20 protein-coding genes and 2 pseudogenes are annotated in these 21,510 nt (G+C 73.8%); 5 read left to right on the forward strand and 17 right to left on the reverse strand.

Annotated features, from left to right (window positions below; genetic code table 11):
• Window positions 1–28 precede the first annotated feature (28 nt).
• A complete protein-coding gene (locus BM051_RS15845; protein ID WP_092530948.1) occupies window positions 29–502 on the forward strand; it encodes a carboxymuconolactone decarboxylase family protein in 474 nt (157 codons plus the stop codon).
• Window positions 503–571: 69 nt separating this feature from the next.
• Here BM051_RS15845 and BM051_RS15850 read toward each other — a convergent pair whose 3' ends face one another.
• Entirely contained in the window at window positions 572–1,375 is an 804-nt protein-coding gene (locus tag BM051_RS15850; RefSeq protein WP_092530949.1) for a uroporphyrinogen-III synthase, read from the reverse strand.
• Entirely contained in the window at window positions 1,368–2,336 is a 969-nt protein-coding gene (locus tag BM051_RS15855) for a helix-turn-helix transcriptional regulator (RefSeq protein WP_092530950.1), read from the reverse strand. Before BM051_RS15855 ends, BM051_RS15850 begins: the two co-directional genes overlap by 8 nt.
• Window positions 2,337–2,398: 62 nt before the next feature.
• Here BM051_RS15855 and BM051_RS15860 point away from each other — a divergent pair, with 62 nt between their 5' ends.
• Window positions 2,399–2,797, forward strand: coding sequence for a DUF3224 domain-containing protein (locus tag BM051_RS15860; RefSeq protein WP_092530951.1), 399 nt, complete (start codon window positions 2,399–2,401; stop codon window positions 2,795–2,797).
• Between the two features lie 12 nt (window positions 2,798–2,809).
• A complete protein-coding gene (locus tag BM051_RS15865) occupies window positions 2,810–3,922 on the forward strand; it encodes a winged helix DNA-binding domain-containing protein (RefSeq protein ID WP_092530952.1) in 1,113 nt (370 codons plus the stop codon).
• 35 nt (window positions 3,923–3,957) lie between these two features.
• Here the strand turns inward: BM051_RS15865 and BM051_RS30665 are convergent.
• The 3 genes and pseudogenes from BM051_RS30665 to BM051_RS15875 all read right to left on the reverse strand — a co-directional run.
• A pseudogene (locus BM051_RS30665) lies at window positions 3,958–4,731 on the reverse strand (Scr1 family TA system antitoxin-like transcriptional regulator); the annotation flags it as partial.
• A gap of 42 nt (window positions 4,732–4,773) precedes the next feature.
• Window positions 4,774–5,571, reverse strand: coding sequence for an ABC transporter permease subunit (locus tag BM051_RS15870; RefSeq protein WP_208325959.1), 798 nt, complete (start codon window positions 5,569–5,571; stop codon window positions 4,774–4,776).
• 21 nt (window positions 5,572–5,592) lie between these two features.
• Window positions 5,593–6,459 (reverse strand): ABC transporter ATP-binding protein, encoded by an 867-nt coding sequence (locus tag BM051_RS15875; protein WP_243859563.1) that lies wholly within the window; start codon window positions 6,457–6,459, stop codon window positions 5,593–5,595.
• 78 nt (window positions 6,460–6,537) lie between these two features.
• On the opposite strand from BM051_RS15875, the gene BM051_RS15880 reads away from it, so the two are divergent.
• Window positions 6,538–7,011, forward strand: coding sequence for a GbsR/MarR family transcriptional regulator (locus BM051_RS15880; RefSeq protein WP_243859564.1), 474 nt, complete (start codon window positions 6,538–6,540; stop codon window positions 7,009–7,011).
• The gene (locus tag BM051_RS15885) at window positions 7,008–7,442 is read left to right on the forward strand and encodes a DUF6653 family protein (protein WP_243859565.1); all 435 of its coding nucleotides are present in this window, start codon (window positions 7,008–7,010) and stop codon (window positions 7,440–7,442) included. The genes BM051_RS15880 and BM051_RS15885 overlap by 4 nt, the downstream gene beginning before the upstream one ends.
• Here the strand turns inward: BM051_RS15885 and BM051_RS29920 are convergent.
• The 12 genes and pseudogenes from BM051_RS29920 to BM051_RS15940 all read right to left on the reverse strand — a co-directional run bounded on the left by BM051_RS29920 (window position 7,409) and on the right by BM051_RS15940 (window position 21,471).
• Complete coding sequence (locus tag BM051_RS29920) at window positions 7,409–7,699, reverse strand: hypothetical protein (protein WP_243859603.1); 291 nt, start codon at window positions 7,697–7,699, stop codon at window positions 7,409–7,411. The genes BM051_RS15885 and BM051_RS29920 overlap by 34 nt on opposite strands.
• 149 nt (window positions 7,700–7,848) lie before the next feature.
• Window positions 7,849–8,100 (reverse strand): annotated as a pseudogene (locus BM051_RS29925) (sirohydrochlorin chelatase); the annotation flags it as partial.
• Window positions 8,100–9,200 carry a uroporphyrinogen-III synthase gene (locus BM051_RS15895; protein ID WP_243859566.1) on the reverse strand — a complete coding sequence of 367 codons (1,101 nt, stop codon included), beginning with the start codon at window positions 9,198–9,200 and terminating at the stop codon, window positions 8,100–8,102. The gene BM051_RS15895 and the pseudogene BM051_RS29925, both read right to left, overlap by 1 nt.
• Window positions 9,197–9,553 carry a nitrite reductase small subunit NirD gene (gene nirD / locus BM051_RS15900; RefSeq protein ID WP_092530953.1) on the reverse strand — a complete coding sequence of 119 codons (357 nt, stop codon included), beginning with the start codon at window positions 9,551–9,553 and terminating at the stop codon, window positions 9,197–9,199. The genes BM051_RS15895 and nirD overlap by 4 nt, the downstream gene beginning before the upstream one ends.
• A complete protein-coding gene (gene nirB / locus BM051_RS15905; protein ID WP_092530954.1) occupies window positions 9,550–12,078 on the reverse strand; it encodes a nitrite reductase large subunit NirB in 2,529 nt (842 codons plus the stop codon). Before nirB ends, nirD begins: the two co-directional genes overlap by 4 nt.
• Before the next feature lie 118 nt (window positions 12,079–12,196).
• On the reverse strand, window positions 12,197–13,588 hold the full coding sequence (locus BM051_RS15910; RefSeq protein ID WP_092530955.1) for an MFS transporter: 1,392 nt from the start codon (window positions 13,586–13,588) through the stop codon (window positions 12,197–12,199).
• A 154-nt stretch (window positions 13,589–13,742) separates the two neighbouring features.
• The gene (locus BM051_RS15915; RefSeq protein WP_092530956.1) at window positions 13,743–15,266 is read right to left on the reverse strand and encodes an FAD-dependent oxidoreductase; all 1,524 of its coding nucleotides are present in this window, start codon (window positions 15,264–15,266) and stop codon (window positions 13,743–13,745) included.
• Window positions 15,263–17,341, reverse strand: a complete 2,079-nt coding sequence (locus tag BM051_RS15920; protein ID WP_092531238.1) for a molybdopterin oxidoreductase family protein — start codon at window positions 17,339–17,341, stop codon at window positions 15,263–15,265. Before BM051_RS15920 ends, BM051_RS15915 begins: the two co-directional genes overlap by 4 nt.
• A 212-nt stretch (window positions 17,342–17,553) precedes the next feature.
• A complete protein-coding gene (locus BM051_RS15925) occupies window positions 17,554–18,024 on the reverse strand; it encodes an SRPBCC family protein (RefSeq protein WP_092530957.1) in 471 nt (156 codons plus the stop codon).
• Window positions 18,021–18,818, reverse strand: a complete 798-nt coding sequence (locus BM051_RS15930; protein WP_092530958.1) for a TIGR02569 family protein — start codon at window positions 18,816–18,818, stop codon at window positions 18,021–18,023. Before BM051_RS15930 ends, BM051_RS15925 begins: the two co-directional genes overlap by 4 nt.
• A gap of 177 nt (window positions 18,819–18,995) precedes the next feature.
• Entirely contained in the window at window positions 18,996–20,174 is a 1,179-nt protein-coding gene (gene moeZ / locus BM051_RS15935; protein WP_092530959.1) for an adenylyltransferase/sulfurtransferase MoeZ, read from the reverse strand.
• Window positions 20,175–20,370: 196 nt separating this feature from the next.
• A complete protein-coding gene (locus tag BM051_RS15940) occupies window positions 20,371–21,471 on the reverse strand; it encodes a DUF3152 domain-containing protein (protein ID WP_092530960.1) in 1,101 nt (366 codons plus the stop codon).
• Window positions 21,472–21,510: the final 39 nt, after the last annotated feature.

The following is a 21,510-nucleotide window of genomic DNA, read 5'->3' on the forward strand; positions in this document are numbered from 1 at the left end:
AACCGACGACAACGGCAAGGAGTGCACTGTGGACGCTCGCTTGAACCTCTTCGACAACCCGGTCACGGCCAAGGCCCTTAAGCACCTCGTCTCGGCGAGCAAGGTGGTATCGGACTCGGCGCTGCCGGCCGCGACCCAGGAGCTGGTGAAGATCCGCGCCAGCCAGATCAACGGCTGCGGCTTCTGCACCGACATGCACACCAAGGACGCCGCGCAGGCCGGGGAGAGCTCGGTACGCCTCAACCTGGTCGCCGCCTGGCGGGAGGCCACGGTGTTCACCGACGCCGAGCGCGCCGCGCTGGAGCTGACGGAGCAGGCCACCCGGATCGCCGACGCGGCCGGTGGGGTCACGGACGACGCCTGGGCGAACGCCGCCAAGCACTACGACGAGGACCAACTCGGCGCCCTGGTGTCGCTCATCGCCCTCATCAACGCCTTCAACCGCGTGAACGTCGTCGTCCGGCAGCCCGCCGGCGACTACCGACCCGGCCAGTTCGGCTGAGGACGAACACCGGCACCCGCCCCGGGCATCCCTCACCAGGGGCTCGGGGCGTCGCCCTGCTCCGGCTGGCTATCGGCGCAGCTCGGCCACCAGCAACTTCACCAGTGCCCCGAGCCGCTGCCGCTCCGGCTGCACCGTGCGCACCCCGACCTCGGCCAGCGGCGCGGCGGTGACCGGCCCGACGCAGGCGCACAGGACCCGACCCAGCGCCGCGACGAACTCGTCGAACCGGCCGGCCTCGCGGGCCAGTGTGAGCAGGTTCGCCGCCGCCGGCGCGCTGGTGAACGCCAGCGCGTCCACCCCGCCGGCGATCACGTCGGACACCAGCGACCGCGCCGGCCCCAGGTCGTCCGGCCACTGCCACCGGTACGGCTGCACCTCCAGCACCCGCGCCCCGCGCCGGGCCAGCGCCCCGGTGTGCTCGGGCAGCGGCGTGCCGTGCAGCTGCACCACCACGCGCCGGCCGTCCAGGTCCTCGGCACGCAACCGGTCGAACAGCTCGGCGTTGCTCTCCCCCGGCGCCGACCACTCCTCGCGCAGCCCGTGCCCGCGCACCGCGCCCATCGCCTTCGGCCCCCGGACGAACAGCCGCGCCGCGCTCAGGCAGTCGACCAGCGAGGCCCCCAGCCCCCAGCCGCCGGCGGCGGTCAGCCAGCCGCGGAACCCGGCACCCGTCGTGACCGCCACCAGGTCCACCGGCGCGGCCAGCACCTCCTCGGTGGCCGCGCGCAACCGCTCGTCGCCGGCCAGCGGCACGATCCGCAGGGTCGGTGCGTGCCGCACGGTCGCCCCGTGCCGGCGCAGCGCGTCGATGAACTCCTCCGCCCTGCGCTCGGCCGTGACGCCGATCGTGGCGCCGCTCAGCTCACCCATACGTCGCCGCCATCCGTCGTGCCGCCTCGGCCACCTCCGCGCGCAGCTCGGCAGGCTCCAGCACCTCCAGCTCCGGGCCGAAGTGCAGCAGCTGGCCCAGCGCCGGCCGGCCTCGCTCCACCGGTAGTTCCACGCGCAGCCACCCGTCGTCGTCCGGCTCCCGCCCGGCCGCGCGCAGTGCCCGCGCCCCCACCGAGCCCAGGTAGAACGGTACGAGGTCGCGTCCGAGCGGGGACAGCCGGACGACCGCGGCGCGCGGGTAGAGCCGGCGTTCGAACTGCTCGGACCACTCCCGCCAGTACGCCGCGAGATCGAAGTCCTCCGGCCGGGTGAACTCCTCGTCGAGCACGGTCAGCTCCCGGACGCGGGAGACCCGGTAGGTCCGGACCCGCCCCTCGCGCCGGGCGGCGAGGTACCAGGCGCCGCTCTTGAGCACCAGGCCCAGTGGCTCCAACATGCGCCGCACCTCACTACCGTCCCATCGGGCGTAGCGCACCGCGACCCGGCGCGCCCGCCACACGGCCTCGGCGACGGTGGCCAGGTGCGGGAGGTGCTCGATGTCGCGGTGCCAGCCGGGCACGTCGACGTGGAACCGCTCGGCGATCTGCCCGGCCCTGCCGCGCAGCTCGGCCGGCAGCGCGGCGTGCAGCTTCAGCTGCGCGGCGGCGAGCACCGTGCCCAGGCCCAGCTCGGCCGCGGCGGCGGGCAGCCCGGCCAGGGACAGCGAGCGGGCCTCCTCCTCGGTCAGCCCGGTGAGCCGGGTGCGGTAGCCGGCGACCAGCTGGTACCCGCCGGCCCGGCCGCGGTCGGCGTACACCGGGACGCCGGCGGCCGAGAGCGCCTCGATGTCCCGGTAGACGGTGCGCACGGACACCTCGAGCTCGGCCGCGAGCTCCTCGGCCGTCATCCGGCCGCGATTCTGCAGCAGCAACAGCACCGACAGCAGCCTGCTCGCGCGCACGGATCCAGTATGCCGCGAAAAACCTGACATGACCTGACAGGTATGGCGGCGAGAGTGGGGCCATGAGCGAGAACACCTTCACCATGAAGAGCTGGACCGAGAACGTCGTGAGCGGGCCGGAGGACGGGCCGCGGTTCGCCCACGCCTCCGCGACGTTCGAGTACACGGGCGTCATCGAGGGCACCGGCGTGTGCGACTACCTGATGTACTACGCCGGCGAGGGCTACGTCGGCGCCGGGCAGACCTCGCCCGGGTTCGAGCGGATCGAGGGCGGCGTCGACGGGCGCAGGGGGAGCTTCGTGATCCGGCACGACGTGGGCTACGGCCCGGACGGCGTCGAGGGCACGTGGCGGGTGGTGCCCGGCTCGGGCACCGGAGAGCTCGCCGGGCTCACCGGCACCGGCACGATCGCCGGGAGCTCCGAGACGATGGCGTACACGTTCGACTACGCACTGTCCTGAGAGGAGCGCCGGGTGCTCGAGGTCGACCGCCAGCAGGTGATGGCCTACCGGGTGGCCACGCAGGGCCTGCTGCGCACCGCGTCCGATCCGGCGGCCCTGCGGGTGTTCGACCTGGGCGTGCAGGACAGCACGCGGGACACGGCGCTGCTCGCGCTGGTCGCCCGGTCGCGCGCTTCGGCGTCCCTTGTGGGCGACTCTCGGTTCACCCTCGCCTGGACGCACCGGGGCGCCCCGCACTTCCACCGGTCGGCGGAGCTGCCCGGGCTCGCGGCCGCCCTCCTGCCGCTGGACGACGCCGACGCACGGGCCCGGATGGCGTGGCGGCGGCGGGACGTGGAGCAGGCCGGGATGCCGGTGACCGAGGCGATCCGGGTGACCGCGGGCGCGATCCGGGAGGTGGCCACCGCGCCGATGACCAAGGGCGCGGTGAGCGGGGCGATCAGCCCGCGACTGCCGGAGGGGCTCGTGCGGTGGTGCCGGCCGTGCGGGGTGACGCACGTGCACGAGCAGTTGATGCGACTGAGCGCGCTGCCGGCGGGGGTGGGGCTGGTGGCCGGCGCGTCACCCGCGACCCTGATGCCGCTCGACGGCGTGCCCGGGGTGCCCGCGTCGCCGGACCTCGCGGGGGCCACCCGGATCGTGCGGCACTACCTCGCCCTGCACGGCCCGGCCACGGCGGCGGACACGGCCGGTTTCGTCGGGACGACGGGGAAGGTGGTGGAGCGGTCGCTGTGGCCGGACGACCTGGTCGAGGTGCGGGTGGACGGCCGGCGGGCGTTCCTGCCGGCCGAGGACGCGGACCGGTTGACGAGCCCGCCGGAGCCCGCCGCGGTGCGGTTGCTGCCGCCGTGGGATCCGTTGTTGCAGGCGCGGGACCGGGCGGTGTTGGTGCCGGACAGGGCGCACCACAAGGAGGTGTGGAAGATCCTCGGCAACCCGGGCGCGCTGCTCGCGGGCGGCGAGATCGCCGGGACGTGGCGGGCGAAGGTGTCGGGGCACCGGCTGGCGCTCACGGTGAGTCCACTGTGGCCGCTGTCGCCAGCGGTGCGCGCGGCGGTGTCCGAGGAGGCCGAGCGGGTGGCCGCGGCCCGTGGCCTCGGCTTGGGGTCGGTCACGTGGAAATGAGCCCAGCCAGCAGTTGCCGGGAAGTCCTCCGCGCTCAGCGCCTGATCGGCGAGCCGGGTGAAGTGCCGGCGGTGCCGCGTGACGGCGTCGGGGTCCTCGACGAACACCCCGACGCCGGCCGCGTCGGCGTACACCAGCGGCTCGTGCTCCGCGAACTGGAAGACGGTGAACCCCGCCGCGCCCCGTGCTGTCGCCATGGGGATCACCCGGATCGACACCCGCGGCCGGGCGGCGAGCGCGAGCAGGTGCGCGAGCTGGTCGCGGTCCGTCGGCGCGGCACGCAGGAGCGGTTCGTGGAGGAGGACGTCGAGCGCGGGGCCGTCGCGGCGGCGGAGCAGCCGTTGCCGGTTGAGCAACGGGGTGACGGCGTCGGGGTCGCGCCCCTCGGCGGCGAGCAGCGCGGTGGCGTAGTACTCGGTGCGCAGCAGCTCGGGCACGGTGGTCGTGGCGACAATCAGCAGCCGCAACGCGAGGTCCTCGTGGAACGCCAGTGCGGGGGCCGGCCGCCGGCGGAGGGTGTACCCGGGCTCGGCCGGCTCGCTCTCGCGGAGCACGCAGGCGATGTCGGTGGCGGCCGTGGGCGCAGTACGCGAGATGGGCACGGATGTCGGTGTCGTGCTGCGCGCGCTTGCCCGACTCCAGCCGCGGGCCAGGGTAAACTCGCCGCCCCGAACGTAGAACTCATCGTCCTGGACGTGGAACTGGCCGACGTCGGGAACAAACACGGCGACGTGGAGGGCGGACACGCGTGCACAGCGCGCGGACACGTGTGCACAGCGGGCGGACACGTGTGCACAGCGGGCGGACACACTGGGCCTGGGCCGGGGGGCCGGCCCCCCGGCCCAGGCGGGTCAGGTGCGGAGGTCGCGGGTGGTGAAGGTCCACGTGCCGGCGGCGACGAGCGCCGCGGCGAGGAGGGCCAGCACGCCGGCGTCGGCCCACTGGACGCCGTGGCGCAGCGGCTCGCCGCCGATGTAGTAGTGCAGCGGCGACAGGTACCGCAGCCAGTCCACGCCCAGCTGCCCGGCGAAGGTGTTCGCCACGTACGCCGCCACGCCGACCCCGGCGGTCACCCCGAGCGCCAGCGTCCGGCCGCCGAACGCGGCACCGACGGCCAGTGCCAGCGCGCCGAACACGACACCCAGCATCGCCGTGTTCAGGCACTGCCCGGCGAACTGCGCCACGCTCACCGACTCCAGCTCGGCGGCGCCGCGGATCCCGAGCAGGGCCAGCCACAGCACCGCGCCGATCGCGACCGCCCCGGCGGCCAGCGCCGCGAACCGCTCCAGGAAGAACCGGGCGCGGCTCACCGGGTGGGTGAGCAGTACGTCCAGGTACCCGGACTCCTCGTCGCCGGCCACCGCCCGCGCGCCGGTCGCCGCGCCGTAGCAGATCATCAGCAACGGCACGATCAGCCCGAACACGCTCGAGCCGAGGTAGCCGGCGGCCGACGAGATGTCCTGCATCCGGAACGCCTCCCGCATCGCGGGCGAGAAGCCCGCCACCATCTCGGCCATCGCGCCGCCGCCGGCGAGCTGCGGGTAGAAGGCCGCGTAGGCCGCGGCCACGGCGGTGGTCCCGACGGTCCACCCGGCCAGCGCCCGGCGGCCGTCCCACAGCGACTTGGTGTAGACGTTACGCAACAACACAGTTGTGTCCTTCGTAGTAGGTCAGGAAGAGCTCTTCCAGGTCGGGTTCCTCGCTGAGCAGGTCGACCACGGTGTGCCGGGCGACCGCCTTGAGCAGCGCGTCCGGACTGCCCACCACGCGGCAACGCAGCGTCCGCCCCTCCACCGCCACGTCGTCCACTCCGGGCACCGAGACGAACGGCTCGGCCACCACCGGCGCGGCGAAGGTGACCCGCACTTTCCGCACCGCCCGCTCACGCAAGCCGGCCACCGTGTCCAGCGCGACCAGCCGCCCTCGCGGATGATCCCGACCCGGTCGGCCACCCGCTCCACCTCGCTCATGATGTGCGAGGACATGAACACCGTCTGTCCGGCCGCTCGCGCCTCACGCACCATCGCCAGGAACTCCTGCTGCACCAGCGGGTCGAGCCCGGACGTCGGCTCGTCGAGGATCAGCAGCTCCGGCTGGTGCGCGAACGCCTGCACCAGCCCGACCTTCTGTCGGTTGCCCTTGGACAGGCTCCCGATCCGCGCGTCGAGCTCGAGGTCCAGCCGCTCGGCCAGCTCCACGATCCGCGCCCGCGCCACCCCGCCACGCAGGTTGGCCAGGAAGGTCAGGCACTCGTCCACCCGCTGCCGGCCGTCCACCACGAAGTCCCCCGGCAGGTAGCCGACCCGACGGCGCGGCGCCGGCCCCGCGGTCCGCGGGTCCCGGCCGAGCACCATGGCCCGGCCCCCGGTGGGGCGGATCAGGTCCAGCAGCAGCCGGAGCGTGGTCGACTTGCCCGCGCCGTTCGGGCCCAGGAAGCCGAACACCTCACCCCGCTCGATGTCGAGGGTCAGCCCGACGAGTCCCCGCCGCCGGCCGTACTTCTTGCTCAGCCGGTCCAGCTCGATCACCTTGGTCATGGCCGCACCATACTCAATATTCGGAACTTTGCGAAATCTCGGAAGTGATAGGATTTCGTTAAGACCGAGGAGGACGAGGTGGGAGACACCCGCGAGGCCGCGGAGGACCTGGCCCTGACGCTCACCCGCTACGGGATGCAGCGGATGACGGCGCGGGTCCTCGCGGTGCTGCTGTTCACCGACCAGGAGACGATCACGGCCGGGGAGATCGCCGAGCAGCTCGGCGCCAGCCCGGGCTCGGTGTCGGGAGCGATCAAGATGCTCACCCCCACCGGGCTGATCGAGAGGGTGCCGATGCCCGGCAGCCGCCGGGAGCACTACCGGTTCCCGGACGACGGCTGGCCGACGCTCATGTCGTCGCGGAACGCGGCCGTACGAATGATGCAGGAGACCGCCGAGCGCGGCATCGCGGCGGCCGCACCGGACAGCCCGGCCCACCGGCGGCTTGCCGACATGCGCGACTTCCACGCGCACGTCATGCGGGAGATGCCCGCGATCATCGAGCGCTGGCACGAGCTCAAGCGCCGGCGCGACCAGGCGGCAGAGTCATGAGCAGCACACTCGCCACCCTGCGCCGCAGTGTCTTCGCTCGGCACAGCAATCCGTGGAGCGCGTGGACCCGCTGGCTGTCCGCTCCGCTGACCCTGGTTCCGGTGTGGACCCGACGGTGGCGGCACGCGGCGCCGGTCGCGCTGTGGATGGTCGCCAACGCCGTCGTCTTCCCCAAGCCGGCCGATGACTCCGCGTGGGCCACCCGGGCCATGCTCGGCGAGGAGCGGTGGATCGTCGAGCGCCCCCGGGACACCGCGATGGCCGTCAACGCGGCCTCCAGCATGGCGCTGCTCGCCGCGCTCATCGCCGCCCGCCGGCGCCGCGCCCTGCCGGCGGCCGGGGCGACCGCGGTCAGCATGGGCCTGACGATGGTCTACTGGAAGCTGATGGTCGACTCCTACGAGGCCAGCGAGGTGGCCGCCGCCGAGTAGCGGCGCAGCACCAGGCCCACCACCTCGGCCGGAACATCGCCGCCGCACAACGGTTCCGCGACCACGTCCGCTGCCGTGGCGGCCAGCCGGTGCTGGAACAGCCCCGGCGCCAGCAGCCACGACGCCACCGCCACCCGGCCACCGGCGACCCGTGCCGACGCGACGGCCTCGGCGATCGACGGCCGGGCGGTCGCGGCGTAGCCCACCCGCACGGGCGCGCCGAGCCGCCCGGCCAGCGCCCGCGCCACGACGTCCACATCGGACAGCGCGCGCGCGGGTCGCTGGACCCCGCCGCGGCGAGCACCACCGCGTCACCGCGCCGCAGGCCGGCCGCCACCAGCCGCCGGCGCAGCACGTCGACCAGCTCGGGCGCCGGGCCGAAGGCCTCGGTCACCACGACGTCCGGATGGCCACTCGCCGCCACCTGCTGGGGAATGTCGGTGCGCACGTGGTACCCGGCGGCGAGGAACGCCGGCACCACCACGGCGGACCCACCCAGTCCCCGCAACACCGTGGTCACGTCCGGCTGCCGCACGTCGGCGAAGGCCACTCGCACCGGCACCCCGGCCCGGCGCACCGCCGCGGCCAGTCGCCGCACCGCCTCCGCGCCGGCCGGGTCCCGCGTCCCGTGCGCGGCCAGCACCACCGTCGCCCGCATCACGACCCGCTCACCGCCAGTCGGTACCCGCGCTTGACCACCGTCCGCACCATCCGCGCGTCCCCCAGCGCCGCGCGCAGCCGCCCGACCGCCGTCTCCACCGCGTGCTCCTCACCGCCGCCGGGCAGCACCGCGGTCAGCTCGCGCCGGGACACCACCCGCCCCGGCCGCTCGGCCAGCGCCCGCAGCACCGCCATCGGCGCCGGCGGCACCTCGCGCAGCTCCCCGGCGACCACCACCGCCTGGCCGCGCAGCTCGAGCTCCCGCCCGGCCACCCGCAGCCGGGGTGACCGGTTGGCGAGCGCCTGCGCCACCGTCCGGGCCAGCGCGCCGATCCTGGCCCGCTCGGGCCGCAGCGTCGGGATGTCCCGCGCGGCCAGCGGGCCCGCGGTGATCGGCCCGACGCAGGCCACCGCCACCCGGCTGCGGAGCGCGTCGACCAGTGCCGCCTCCCGACCGGTGCGCGCGGCCATGGCGAACATGCTCGCCGCGGCCGGCGCGCTGGTGAACGGCATCGCGTCGACGAGGCCGTCGAGCACCGCGTCGATCAGCCGGTCCAACGGCCCCGGGTCGGCGGGCCGCACCCACCGGTACACCGGCACCTCGACCACCTCGGCGCCGGCCGCGCGCAGCGTGTCGGCGAACTGCGGCAGCGGCTCGCCGTGCTGCTGCACCGCGATGGTCCGGCCACGCACACCCCCGTCGAGCAAATGTCGCAGCACCTCGGCGTTGCTCTCCGACGCCGGTGAGTACGCCTCGGACAGGCCCGCCGCCCGCACCGCGCCCTTGGCCTTGGGCCCGCGGGCCAGCACCGCCGCCGCGCGCAGCCGGGCCCGCAGCTCCTCGCCGACGCCCCAACCCTCGGCGGCCTCCATCCAGCCGCGAAAACCGATCCCGGTGGTCGCGACCACCGCGTCGACCGGCTCGGCCAGCAGCCGCCGGGTCGCCGCGTGCAGCTCGGTGTCGTCGGCCAGCGGCACGATCCGGATGGCCGGCCCGTACCGCACGGTCGCGCCCTTGCGCACGAACAGCGCGCCGAGCTCGTCGGCCCGGCGCGCGGCGGTGATCCCGATCGAGTAGCCCGCCAGCGGCAGGGTCACGGCACGCCCACCTGCACGACGTCCCCGACCACCCGCACCGGGTACGCCGGCACCCGCACCCCTTCGGCGTCGAGGCACTCGCCGGTGCGCAGGTCGAACCGCTGCTTGAGCATCGGCGAGGCGACGAACTCCACGCCGCCGGTGTCGCCGAGGATCCCCCTCGACAGCACCGCCGCGCCGCAGAACGGGTCCACGTTGGACAGCGCGAACACCTCGCCGGCCACGGTCCGGAACACCGCGGCCTGCGCGTCGTCCGGCAGCAGCGCCGCCACCCCACCGCCGGTCACCAGGTCCGACACCGCGCACACCGGCACCCACGAGCGCCGCGCCGCGTGCTCCGCCACCGCCGTCATCGCCGCACCACCTCCGGCATTCCCAGGGTCACCGGTACCTTCTGCTCCCGCTCCACCCGGAAGGAGATCGTCGGGTCGGGCGTGCCGGGCGCGTTCACGAACGACGCGAACCGCGTCAGCTTGTCCGGGTCCTCCAGCACGCCCCGCCACTCGTCGGTGTAGCCGGCCACGTGCCGGGCCATCGCCTCGTCCAGGTCGGCGCAGATGCCGAGGCTGTCGTCCACGATCACCGCGCGCAGGTGGTCCAGCCCGCCGTCCAGCTCCTCGATCCACGGCGCGGTGCGCTGCAGCCGGTCGGCCGTACGCACGTAGAACATCAGGAACCGGTCGATCGTCCGGACCAGCGTCTCCTTGTCCACATCGGACACCAGGAGCTGGGCGTGCCGGGGCATCGCGCCGCCGTTGCCGCCGACGTAGAGGTTCCAGCCCTTCTCGGTGGCGATCACCCCGAAGTCCTTGCCGCGGGCCTCCGCGCACTCGCGGGCGCAGCCGGACACCCCGGCCTTGATCTTGTGTGGGGAGCGCAGCCCGCGGTAGCGCAGCTCGAGCTCGATCGCCAGGCCGACCGAGTCCTGCACGCCGTACCGGCACCACGTGGAGCCGACGCACGACTTCACCGTGCGCAACGCCTTGCCGTAGGCGTGACCGGACTCCATGCCGGCGTCCACCAGCCGGCGCCAGATCCGCGGGAGCTGGTCGACGGTGGCGCCGAACAGGTCGATCCGCTGCCCGCCGGTGATCTTGGTGTACAACCCGAAGTCCTTGGCCACCTGGGCGATCACCATCAGCTTGTCCGGGGTGATCTCGCCGCCGGGGATCCGCGGCACCACCGAGTACGTGCCGTTGCGCTGCAGGTTGGCGAGGAACCGGTCGTTGGTGTCCTGCAGGGTGGCCTGCTCGCCGTCGAGGATGTGCCCGTTGCCCAGGGTGGCCAGGATCGAGGCCACCGCCGGCTTGCACACCGCGCACCCGGATCCGCTGCCGTACCGCGCGATCAGCTCGCTGAACGTGGAGATCCGGGTGGCCCGGACGATCTCGAACAGCTCGGCGCGGGACCGCGGGAAGTGCTCGCAGACCGCGGTGGACTGCTCCACCCCGCACAGGTCGAGCAGCTTTCCCAGCATCGGCACGCAGGACCCGCAGCCGGTGCCGGCGCCGGTGCAGGACTTCAGCGCCGGCACCGAGTCGCAGCCCTCGTCGCGGACCGCGCCGGTGATGGCGCCCTTGGTCACCGCGTTGCAGGAGCAGATCTGCGCGTCGTCGGGCAGGGCCTCCACGCCGACCCCACCGCCGGCACTGTCGGCACCGCCGGCCGGGGCGAGGATGGCGCCGGGCTCGCCCGGCAGCGTCCGGCCGACCAGCGGGCGCAGCAGGTTGTAGTCGCTCGCGTCGCCGACCAGCACCCCGCCGAGCAACGTCCGCGCGTTGTCGGACACCACGAGCTTCTTGTACGTGCCGGCCACCGCGTCGTTGACCACCACCTCAAGCGCGCCCTCGGTGGTGCCGTGCGCGTCGCCGAAGCTGGCCACGTCCACGCCGAGCAGCTTGAGCTTTGTCGACATATCGGCACCCGGGAAGGTGGCGGGCCGGTCGAGCAGCCGCGCCGCGACCACCTCGGCCATCGCGTAACCCGGCGCGATGAGGCCGTAGCAGCGGCCCTCCACCGCGGCGCACTCGCCGACCGCGTAGACGTCCGGCGCGCTGGCGCGGCACGCGTCGTCGACCAGCACCCCGCCACGCTCGGCCACGGCGAGCCCGGCGGCGCGGGCCAGCTCGTCACGCGGGCGGACCCCGGCGGAGAACACCACGAGGTCGACGTCCAGCTCGGTGCCGTTGCCCAGCCGGGCGAGCAGCCGCTCCCCGTCCCGGTCGATCCGCTCGGTCCCGGTGCCGGTGTGCACGGTGACGTCGAGCGCGGAGACCAGCCGGCGCAGCAGGCTGCCGCCGCCCTCGTCGACCTGCAGCGGCAGCAACCGCGGCGCCAGCTCCACGACGTGCGGCGACAGGCCGAGGTCGCGCAGCGCCTTGGCCGCCTCCAGGCCGAGCAGGCCGCCGCCGACCACCATCCCGGCCGCCCGGCCGCGCACCGCCGCCGCGTGCTCCGCGGCGGCCCGGATGCCGTCGAGGTCCTCGATGGTCCGGTAGACGAAGCACCCGGGCAGGTCGTGCCCCGGCACCGGCGGCACGAACGGGCGGGAGCCGGTGGCCAGCACCAGCGCGTCGTAGGGCTGCCGGTGCCCGCTCGCCGTGGTGACCACCTTCCGGTCGGTGTCCACCGCGGTCACCGGGTCGCCGAGCCGCAGCTCCACGGCGTCGTCACCGACGTAGTCCGCGTTCGGCAGGACCAGGCTCGCCGCGTCCCAGCTGTCCACATAGGAGGAAAGGGCGACGCGGTCGTAGGCGGGGCGGGCCTCCTCGGCGAGCACGACCACCCGCCACGTCCCCCCGGTGTCCTCGGCCCGGACGGCCTCCACCAGGCGGTGGCCCACCATCCCGTGCCCGACGACCACCAACGTTCGACTCATCGACACACCTTCCGCCACTCGTGCCGTCATACTCGCCAGTGCTCGTGTCCGCGCTGCTGCTGCCGCGTTGCGCCGGTGTTACGAACGGCTCCGCGCCCCGCCCGCCGCTCGGTGCGCCTCAGACGCCGGCGTGGGCCAGGCTGGGCGCACGCTTTACGGCGAAGCTGCGGCGCAGGTAGAACCACCAGGTGGTCACCACGCAGACCGCGTAGAACGCCAGGATCGCCACCAGCGCGGAGGTCAGGCTCCGGTCCGTGCCCTCGAGGGAGAACTTGAACACCAGGTTCACCAGCACGCCGCCGAAGGCCCCGACGGCGCCGGCGACCCCGACCACCGCGGCGGCCTGCCGCTTGGCCGAGGCCATCGCGGTCTCGGCGTCGGCACCTGGCTCCGCCGCCATCCGGCGCCCCTCCGCCGCGAAGATCATCGGGATCATCCGGTACGTCGAGCCGTTGCCGATCCCGGTGAGCACGAACAGCAGCACGAACGAGCCGAAGAACAGCGCGAAGTCGTGCCGCGCCACGCTCACCAGCACCCCGACCGTGCCGGCCGCCATGCCGAGGAAGTTCAGCAGGGTGATCCGCGCGCCGCCCACCCGGTCGGCCAGCCAGCCGCCGAACGGCCGGCTCACCGAGCCGATCAGCGCGCCGAGGAAGGCCAGCCCCACGAAGCTCTGGAACCCGACGAAGCTGATCTTGATCAGTGACGGGAAGGCGAACGAGAAGCCGATGAACGAGCCGAACGTTCCGATGTAGAGCAACGACATCACCCAGGTGTGCTTGTTGCGCATGGCCAGTCGGTAGGACGTCCCGTCCGGCTTGGCCTGGGTGAGGCTGTCCATGAACAGCCACGAGCACGCCGCCGACAGCACGATCACCGGCATCCACATCAGCGCCGCGTAGGCCAGATTCACCCCGGTGCTCGTGCTGATCACGATCGGCACGAACAGCTGGGTCACCGCCACGCCGAGGTTGCCGCCGGCCGCGTTCAGTCCCAGCGCCAGGCCCTTCTTGCCCTCCGGGAAGAAGAACGAGATGTTGGCCATCGACGACGAGAAGTTGCCGCCGCCGAAGCCCATCGCCGCCGCGGTGAGCAGGAAGAACCAGTACGGCGCCTGCGTGGTCACCGCGATGAGCAGCATCGCGCACGGGATCAGCAGCAGCGAGGCGCTGGTCGTGGTCCACGCCCGCCCGCCGAACCGGGGGATGGCGAACGTGTAGGGCACCCGCAGCGCCGCGCCGACCAGGTTGGGCAGGATGAGCAGCCAGAAGGTCTGGCCGACGCCGAACGAGATGCCGACGTCGCCGAGGCTGACCACGACGATGCTCATCAGGATCCACACGTTGAAGCCCAGGTGCTCGGCCAGCACCGAGAAGCCCAGGTTGCGCCAGGCGATCCGTCGCCCGCCGCCCGCCCAGAACTCGGGGCGCTCCGGCTCCCAGTGGTCGATCCACCGTCCTTTCCGGACTTTCGACGGCCGGTCGGTGGGCTGTTCCGCCACGACGGTCATGCGGAATCTCCTCTCCTGGCGGGACTCTCGGGGCGCCCGGGCAGGGAGCCGGGCCGTGGTCCGCGGCGGCGGCGACGCGGGGGCTGGAACACCGGGCAGCGCGCCCGGCGTTGGTCGTTTCGGGTGGTCGTTCGGGGTGCTCAGGCGGTGTTGATCAGGCGGTGGTGGCCAGCCAGTCGGCGATGCCGCAGACGGCGTCGGCGCAACTACCGCAGCCGGTGGTGGCCCTGGTCGCCGCGGCCAGCTCGGGGACGCTGGTCGCGCCGGCCCGCCACGCGTCGACGAGGCGTCCCTTGTTCACCGAGTTGCACCGGCAGACCACCGCCGAGGCGGGCAGGTCCACCGGGCTGGCGGCCACCGGGGTGCCGGTCGGCAGAGCCCGGCCGAGCAGCAGGCCGAGCCGGTCCTCCGGCACAACCGTGCCGCGGTCGTAGAACTGGGTGACGGTGGCGGCCGCGTCCGGCGCGCCGAGCAGGATGGCGCCGGTGACCCGGCCCTCGCGCAGCACCAGCTTGGCGTAGCGGCCGCGGGTCGGGTCGGTGAGGCACAGCACCTCGGCGGTCTCGTCGGCGACCTCGGTGTGCGTCTCGCCGAACGCGGCGAGGTCGATGTCCCTGGCCTTGAGCCGGGTGAGCACCGGGGTTCCGCGGTAGCGCGCGGCGGTGTCGGTGCCGGTGAGCAGGTCGGCGAGCACCTCGGCCTGCTCCCACGCCGGCTGCACGAGGCCGGACACCGTGCCAGGGTGCCGCGCGCAGTCACCGAGCGCGAAGATCCGGCCGTCGCTGGTGCGCAGCGCGTCGTCCACCAGCACACCGCGGTCCACGGCCAGCCCGGCGGCCTCGGCCAGCGCGGTGTCCGCGCGCACCCCGGCGGCCACGACCACCAGGTCGGCCTGCACGTGCGACCCGTCGTCCAGCTTCAATCCGCCCGCGCTGCCTGGCCCGACTCCTCCCAGCTCCGCTCCTCCCTCGCCGGGGCTGGGTCGGTGCTCGCTGGTCGTCGTCGGGCCGGCCAGATACCGGGCGGCGGTGACGCCCAGCCGCAGGTCGATGCCCAGCCCGCCGAGCGTGCGGGCCAGCACCCGGCCGGCGCCGGGGTCGAGCTGGCGCTCCATGAGGTGGCCCACCGGGTGGACCACGGTGACCAGGTTGCCACGGCCGGCCAGCCCGCGAGCGGCCTCCAGGCCGAGCAGGCCGCCGCCGAGCACCGCCACCGGCGCGCCGACCCTGGCGGCGTCGAGGATGCGCGCGCAGTCCTCCAGGGTGCGGAACGGCACCACACCGGGCGCGGGGTCGCCGGCCTCGTCGCACAGGTCCTCGACCGGTGGCAGCCACGGCCGGGCGCCGGTGGCCAGCACCAGCGTGTCGTAGTCCACAGTGGAGCCGTCGGTGAGCTCGACGGTCCGGCGCTCCCGGTCGATCCGCAGGGCGCCTACCCCGAGCCGCAGGTCGACCCGGTTCCGGTGGGCCCAGTCCGGCTCGTGCAGCCGCACCGCCTCCGGGCGCATGGTCCCGGCGACGACCGCCGACAGCAGCACCCGGTTGTACGCCGGCTCCGGCTCGTCGCCGACCACGGTCAGCGCGACCCGTTCGCCGGCGGGGTCCCGGCGGCGGATCTCGTCGGCCAGCCGCGCACCGGCCATCCCGTACCCGAGCACCACGATCCTGTGAGGACTCATCCCACTTCCTCCACTGTGGTCTTCTTGGGCTCGGCCTGGGCGATCCGGACCGCGCAGACCTTGAACTCGGGCATCCGGCTGGTGGGGTCGAGCGCCGGGTTGGTCAACAGATTCGCCCGCTGCTCGCCGGCGAAGTGGAAGGGCAGGAACACCACGTCCGGCCGCAGCGACGGCACGCACCGCACCCTGGCCGTGGCCGCGCCCCGCCGCGAGGTGATCCTGGCGAGGTCTCCCTCGGCGAGCCCGGCCCGCGCCGCGGTGTCCGGATGCACCTCCACATAGGACTCGGGGACCGCGTCGACGAGCTCGGCCACGTTGCGGGTCTGCGCCCCGGACTGGTAGTGCTGCAACACCCGCCCGGTGGTGGCGTACAGCGGGAAGTCGGGGTCGGGCGACTCGGCCGGCCCGGTGTGGTCGACCGGCACGAACCGCGCCCGGCCGTCCGGGTGGGCGAACCGGTCCAGGAACATCCGCGGGCTGCCAGGGTGGTCCTCGGCCGGCACCGGCCAGTACAGCGCCTCACCGGCGCGCAGGCGGTCGTAGCTGACGCCGGAGTAGTCGGCGGGGCCACCGCGCGAGGCGGCGCGGAGCTCGGTGAACACCGTCTCCGGGTCGGTCGGGAAGTCGGTGGCCGACCGGTCGAGCCGGGTGGCCAGCCCGGCCAGCACGTCCAGGTCGCTGCGCACGCCCTCCGGCGGGTTCACGGCGCGGCGGCGCAGCAGCACCCTGCCCTCGAGGCTGGTCATCGTGCCGTCCTCCTCGGCCCACTGCGTGACCGGGAACACGACGTCGGCCAGCGCCGCGGTCTCCGACAGCACGATGTCGGCGACCACCAGCAGGTCCAGCGCGGCCAGCCGGTCGGCGACGTGCGCGGCCCGCGGCGCGGACACCACCACGTTGCTGCCGAACACCAGCAGCGCGCGGGGCCCGGTGGCGGTGCCGAGCGCGTCGAGCAACTCGTAGGCCGAGCGGCCGGGGCCGGGCAGCGAGTCGGCGGGCACGCCCCAGACGTTCGCCACGTGCGCGCGGGCGGCCGGGTCGTCGATGCGCCGGTAGCCGGGGAGCTGATCGGCCTTCTGCCCGTGCTCGCGGCCGCCCTGCCCGTTGCCCTGCCCGGTGAGGCAGCCGAAGCCGGAGCCGGGGGTGCCCGGCAGGCCGAGGGCGAGCGCGAGGTTGATCCACGCACTGACCGTGTTCGTGCCGTCGGCGTGCTGCTCGGTGCCGCGCGCGGTGAGCACGTAGGCGTTGCGGGCTCCGGTGAGCACGGCGGCCACCCGGCGCTGGTCGGCGGCGGCGACCCCGGTGACCCGCTCGACCCGCTCGGGCCACCATGCGGCGACCGTGCGCCACATCTCGTCGAATCCAATGGTGCGCTTGTCCACATAGGATCGATTCAGGAGACCGTCGGCCGCGGCTGCGTGCAGGATCCCCAGCGCCAGCGCGAGGTCCGTGCCGGGCGCGGGTCGTAGGTGGAGGTTGGCCTGTTCCGCCGTCGGGGTGCGCCGGGGGTCGATCACCACCAGCCCGCCGGCCGCCCGCGCGGCGCGCAGGTGCTGGACGAACGGCGGCATGGTCTCGGCAGGGTTGGCGCCGACCAACAGCACGGCGTCGGCGTCGGCCAGGTCGGTGAGCGGGAACGGCAGGCCACGGTCGAGGCCGAACGCGCGCACGCCGGCCGCGGCGGCCGACGACATACAGAACCGGCCGTTGTAGTCGATCTGCGAAGTGCCCAGTGCGACGCGGGCGAACTTGCCGAGCAGGTAGGCCTTCTCGTTGGTGAGCCCGCCGCCGCCGAAGACCGCGGTGGCGTCCGGGCCGGAGGTGGCGCGGATCTCCCGTAGCCGGCGCGCCACGAGGTCGAGCGCGGTGTCCCAGCTCGCCGGGCGGAGCGTGCCGGAGGCGTTCCGGACGAGCGGGGTGGTGAGCCGGGCTGGCGAGCCCAGCAGGCTGGCGGAGGTCCAGCCCTTCTGGCACAGCCCGCCGGCGTTGGTCGGGAACTCGCGCGGCGCGACCGTCGGCGCCGCGGCCGCTTCCGTGTCGTCCGCGGCGTCCGTGGCTCGGGCGGTCACCGACATCGCGCACTGCAGGGCGCAGTACGGGCAGTGGGTGGCCGCGCCACCCGCCCGCTCGGTGCGGTCCGCGGTCAGCGTCACGGGTGCTCCTGCCGGTGTCGGGGATGTTCGAGGCCCGACGGTAGGCAGGTGGTGTTACCGGGAAGGGGCGGAATGTTTCAGGCATGCGACATTGCCCCGGGGTTCGACCGGTGTCGCGGTGAGATCCCGCGGGGTCACGCCGCCCCGAACCGCGCGGCGAGCCGGGCGTGCCGGTGCCGGAAGAGCCGGGCGACGGCGGTGCGCAGGATCGGTCCGGTGGCTGACCACCGGGGCTCGAACGTCACGCGGTCGGTGAGCCGGCAACCGCCGGCCGTGTCCTCGATCACCCGCTCGTGCTCCCAGTGGCGGGCGGAGCGCAGGCGGGACCGTTCCAGGAACCGGCGCGGCGGGTCGAACGCCACGAGCCGGATGTCGTCGACGTCCACCGGGAGGACGCCGAAGAGCAGCAACAGACTCGGTCCCAGCGCGACCGGCGGCTCGACGTCGATGGCGGCGGTGGCTCGCAGCCGGGGCGGAATCGTCATCCGGAGCAACGGGCGGAGTTCGTCGTTGATGCCAACGAAGCCGGTGATGAAGGACCAGACGTGCTCGGCCGGCGCGGCGAGCGCGACGCTGGCGTGGACGGTACGGCGGCGCGGGCTCACACCAGCTCGCTGACCTCACGCGCGGCGTGGCGCAACCCGTCCAGTGCGGCACGGGTGGAGCGGGGGTCCAGTGCGTGTGCCGCGAGCCGGAACAACATGGCGCGGAGCAGCAGCTGCGGCCACTCCGGCAGGTGTGCCCAGCGGCGGAGCAGCTCGCCGTCGGCACCACCCCAGGCGAGGGCATCGACGGCGGCCACGGCGGCGCCCCACTCGGCGGGGCGGAAGAACGGCACGAAATCGACCACGCCGGGAGGAGCGTCGCCGTCGAACAGGACGGTGCCGAACAGCTCGCCGTGCACCACCTGGTCGGGCACGCGGACCGGGCGGCGGGCGGCGGCGAGCACCTCGAACCAGCGGCCGCCCTTGTGCTCGTCCAGCTCGACCTCACGCTCGGCCCAGGCCACCCGGTCGGCGACCGCGGTGATGTCCTCCCTGGCGGCCAGGAACGGCGGCCGGGGCAGGTCGGCGGTGGTCTGGTGGAGCTTGACCGCGGTGAGCAGCACGTCGTCGTAGCGGTGCTCGGTCGCGCCGGACAGGTAGCGGAAGGCGGACCAGCCGCCGACCAGCCAACGCCCGTCGGTCGACTGGACCGGCCGGGCGATGCGCAGGTCCGGCACGCCGAGGGCGGCGAGGGTACGGGCGACCCACACCGCGCGGGCCCGGTCGACCACCGGTTTGAGCACGATGCCCGCGTACCGCCACGCCGAGCCGCCGGGCAGCGGCTCGGCGTCGGCCGGCGACGCCCCGAACGCGGCGCACACGTGGGCCGGCGGGCGCTCACGGCTGGTCGTCACGACCGGTTACGTTACCGCGCCGGCAACGCCACGAAGCCACCTTCATGGCGCCACTCGTCTCCCCCACCGCCCGAACGGAGACGCTGCGCGTCACTGTGCTCGTTCAACGCCTCCCCTACCGCGCGAGCTTCGCCGTTTCGCGCGCGGCGGGGCCACCGGTGGGCTTCGTGGCGGATGTCAGTAGGTGGGCAGGCTGGTGTCGATCTGCTTGGCCCAGGCGAGCACGCCGCCGCCGAGGTGGGTCGCGTCGCGGAAGCCGGCGTGGTGCAGCGCCGCCAGCGCCTCCGCCGACCGCCCGCCCGACTTGCAGTGCAGCACGATCGGCTTGTCCTGCGGCAGCTCGGCCAGCGCCTCACCGGACAGGATCCGGTCCTTCGGGATCAGCTTGGCGCCCTTGATGTTGACGATCTCGTACTCGTGCGGCTCGCGAACGTCGATCAGCTCGAAGTCCTCCCCCGCGTCGAACTTCGCCTTGAGCTCGGCCGGGGTGATCGTGTGCCCGCTCGCCGCCTGCTGGGCCTCGTCGGACACGACCCCGCAGAACTCCTCGTAGTCGATCAACTCGGTGATCCTCGGGGTGGCCGGGTCCTTGCGGATCCGCACCTCGCGGTACCTCATCTCGAGCGCGTCGTAGCTGATCAGCCGGCCCAGCAACGGCTCACCGATGCCGGTGATGAGCTTGATCGCCTCGGTGACCATGATCGAGCCGATCGACGCGCACAGCACGCCGAGCACCCCACCCTCGGCGCACGACGGCACCATCCCGGGCGGCGGGGGCTCGGGGTAGAGGTCGCGGTAGTTCAGCCCCTTGCCGTTCGGCGCGTCCTCCCAGAACACGCTGACCTGGCCCTCGAACCGGAAGATCGAGCCCCACACGTACGGCTTGCCGAGCAACACGGCCGCGTCGTTCACCAGGTACCGCGTGGCGAAGTTGTCGGTGCCGTCCAGGATCAGGTCGTAGTCGCGGAAGACGTCGAGCGCGTTGTCCATGGTGAGCTGCTCGGTGTGCAGCCGGACGTCGACGAACGGGTTGACCTCGGCGATCGACTCCTTGGCGGAGACGGCCTTCGGCTTGCCGACGTCGGACTGCCCGTGGATCACCTGGCGCTGCAGGTTCGACTCGTCGACCACGTCGAAGTCGATCACCCCGAGGGTGCCCACCCCGGCGGCGGCGAGGTAGAGCAGCGCCGGGCTGCCGAGCCCACCCGCGCCGATGACCAGGACCTTGGCGTTCTTGAGTCGCTTCTGCCCCTCCATCCCGACATCCGGGATGATCAGGTGCCGGCTGTACCGGGCCACCTCCTCCTTGGAGAGCTCGGCGGCCGGCTCGACCAGCGGCGGCAGCGTGCCTGACATCGGTCCTCCATCTCGCGACGCTCGCGACGGGTGCGTTGGCGGCTTCCAGTATCCACAACACCCCCAGGCGCGCGGACCTTCCCTGTCCCACCTGCTGGACACCACGAACTACCGTGTCCGCGCGTCATGCGCACGTGTCGGCGCCGCAGGACGCCAACACACGTACACAGACCGCGGACACGCGTACAGGTTTCGGTCAGCGGGCTTGGGGGTTGGGCCAGGCGTTGGGCTTGCACACCTTGCCGTCGGCCGGGACGGCGCCATAGTTGCTCGGGTCGACCTTGTTCAGGTCGGCGACGTAGTCGTTGGACACCCCGAAGCTCTGCTGCATCATCACCGGCGCCAGCGCGCCGGCCTCGGCGCACCCCTCGTGGCCCTTGCCGAGCGCGTGCCCGACCTCGTGGTTGATGGCGTACTGGCGGTAACCGGTCAGGTCACCGCTGAACGCCAGCGCGCCGCGTACCCAGCGGGCCAGGTTGATGATCACCCGCTTCTTGCCCGAGAGGTTGCACGACGACTCGTACTTGATCTGGAAGCCGCAGTAGTCCGGGCGGTGCGCGGTGTCGGGCGTGGTGAGGCTCACCCGGAAGTCCGGCTCCGGCGCACCGGCGTCCACGCGCTGCAGCGCCACCTGCCCGCCGCCGGTCCAGCTCCGCGGGTCGGACAGGATCCCCTCGACCGAGTTGGCGAAGGCGTCGTCCCCGCCGTAGCTCGCCGGGTCGATCCCGTCCTCCACCTCCACGGTGTAGGTGTAGAGCCGGCTCCCGGTGCCGGCCTTCTCTCCCCGGCCCTCCGGCACCGGCACCACGTGCCACGTGCCCTGCCCGCTCTGCGTGTACTCGCCGCCCTCCGGCAACTCGGCCGTCGGAATCGTCAGATCCACTGGTTCCGCCGGGTTCTCCTTCACCAGCGGCGTCTCCCCGCCGGGTACCGCCGCGCCGGAGTTGGCGGTGGCGGCGCCCTCGGCGGGCGTGGGTGGCGTCGTCGCGGTCTCGAACACCACGAGGGCGGTCAGCGCCACCAGGATCGGCAGGGCGTAGATCCGCCAGCCGTACGTGGAGGCCACCCGACGCAGCCGCGACTGGCGTGGCCGCTTCCGCTCCCCCGCGGGCCGCTCCGGATCGGTCTTGGGCCGCCACGACGCCCGCAGCGGTTCGGCGGCGGTCCGCCGGGTGCCGGGCCGGTAACGGTCCTCGACGCCCCGCGAGCCTCCCGCGCGCGCGAAGGGGTCGCGGCGGGTCAGCGGGTTCTCCACCCGCTGACCATCCCCACCCACGCCGTTGGTCACGCGCTCCACGGCCCCAGGGTGCCACACGCGCACGGTGACGGTCGGGGC

This window comes from Amycolatopsis arida (genome assembly GCF_900115565.1).
Classification (GTDB): Bacteria; Actinomycetota; Actinomycetes; order Mycobacteriales; family Pseudonocardiaceae; genus Yuhushiella; species Yuhushiella arida.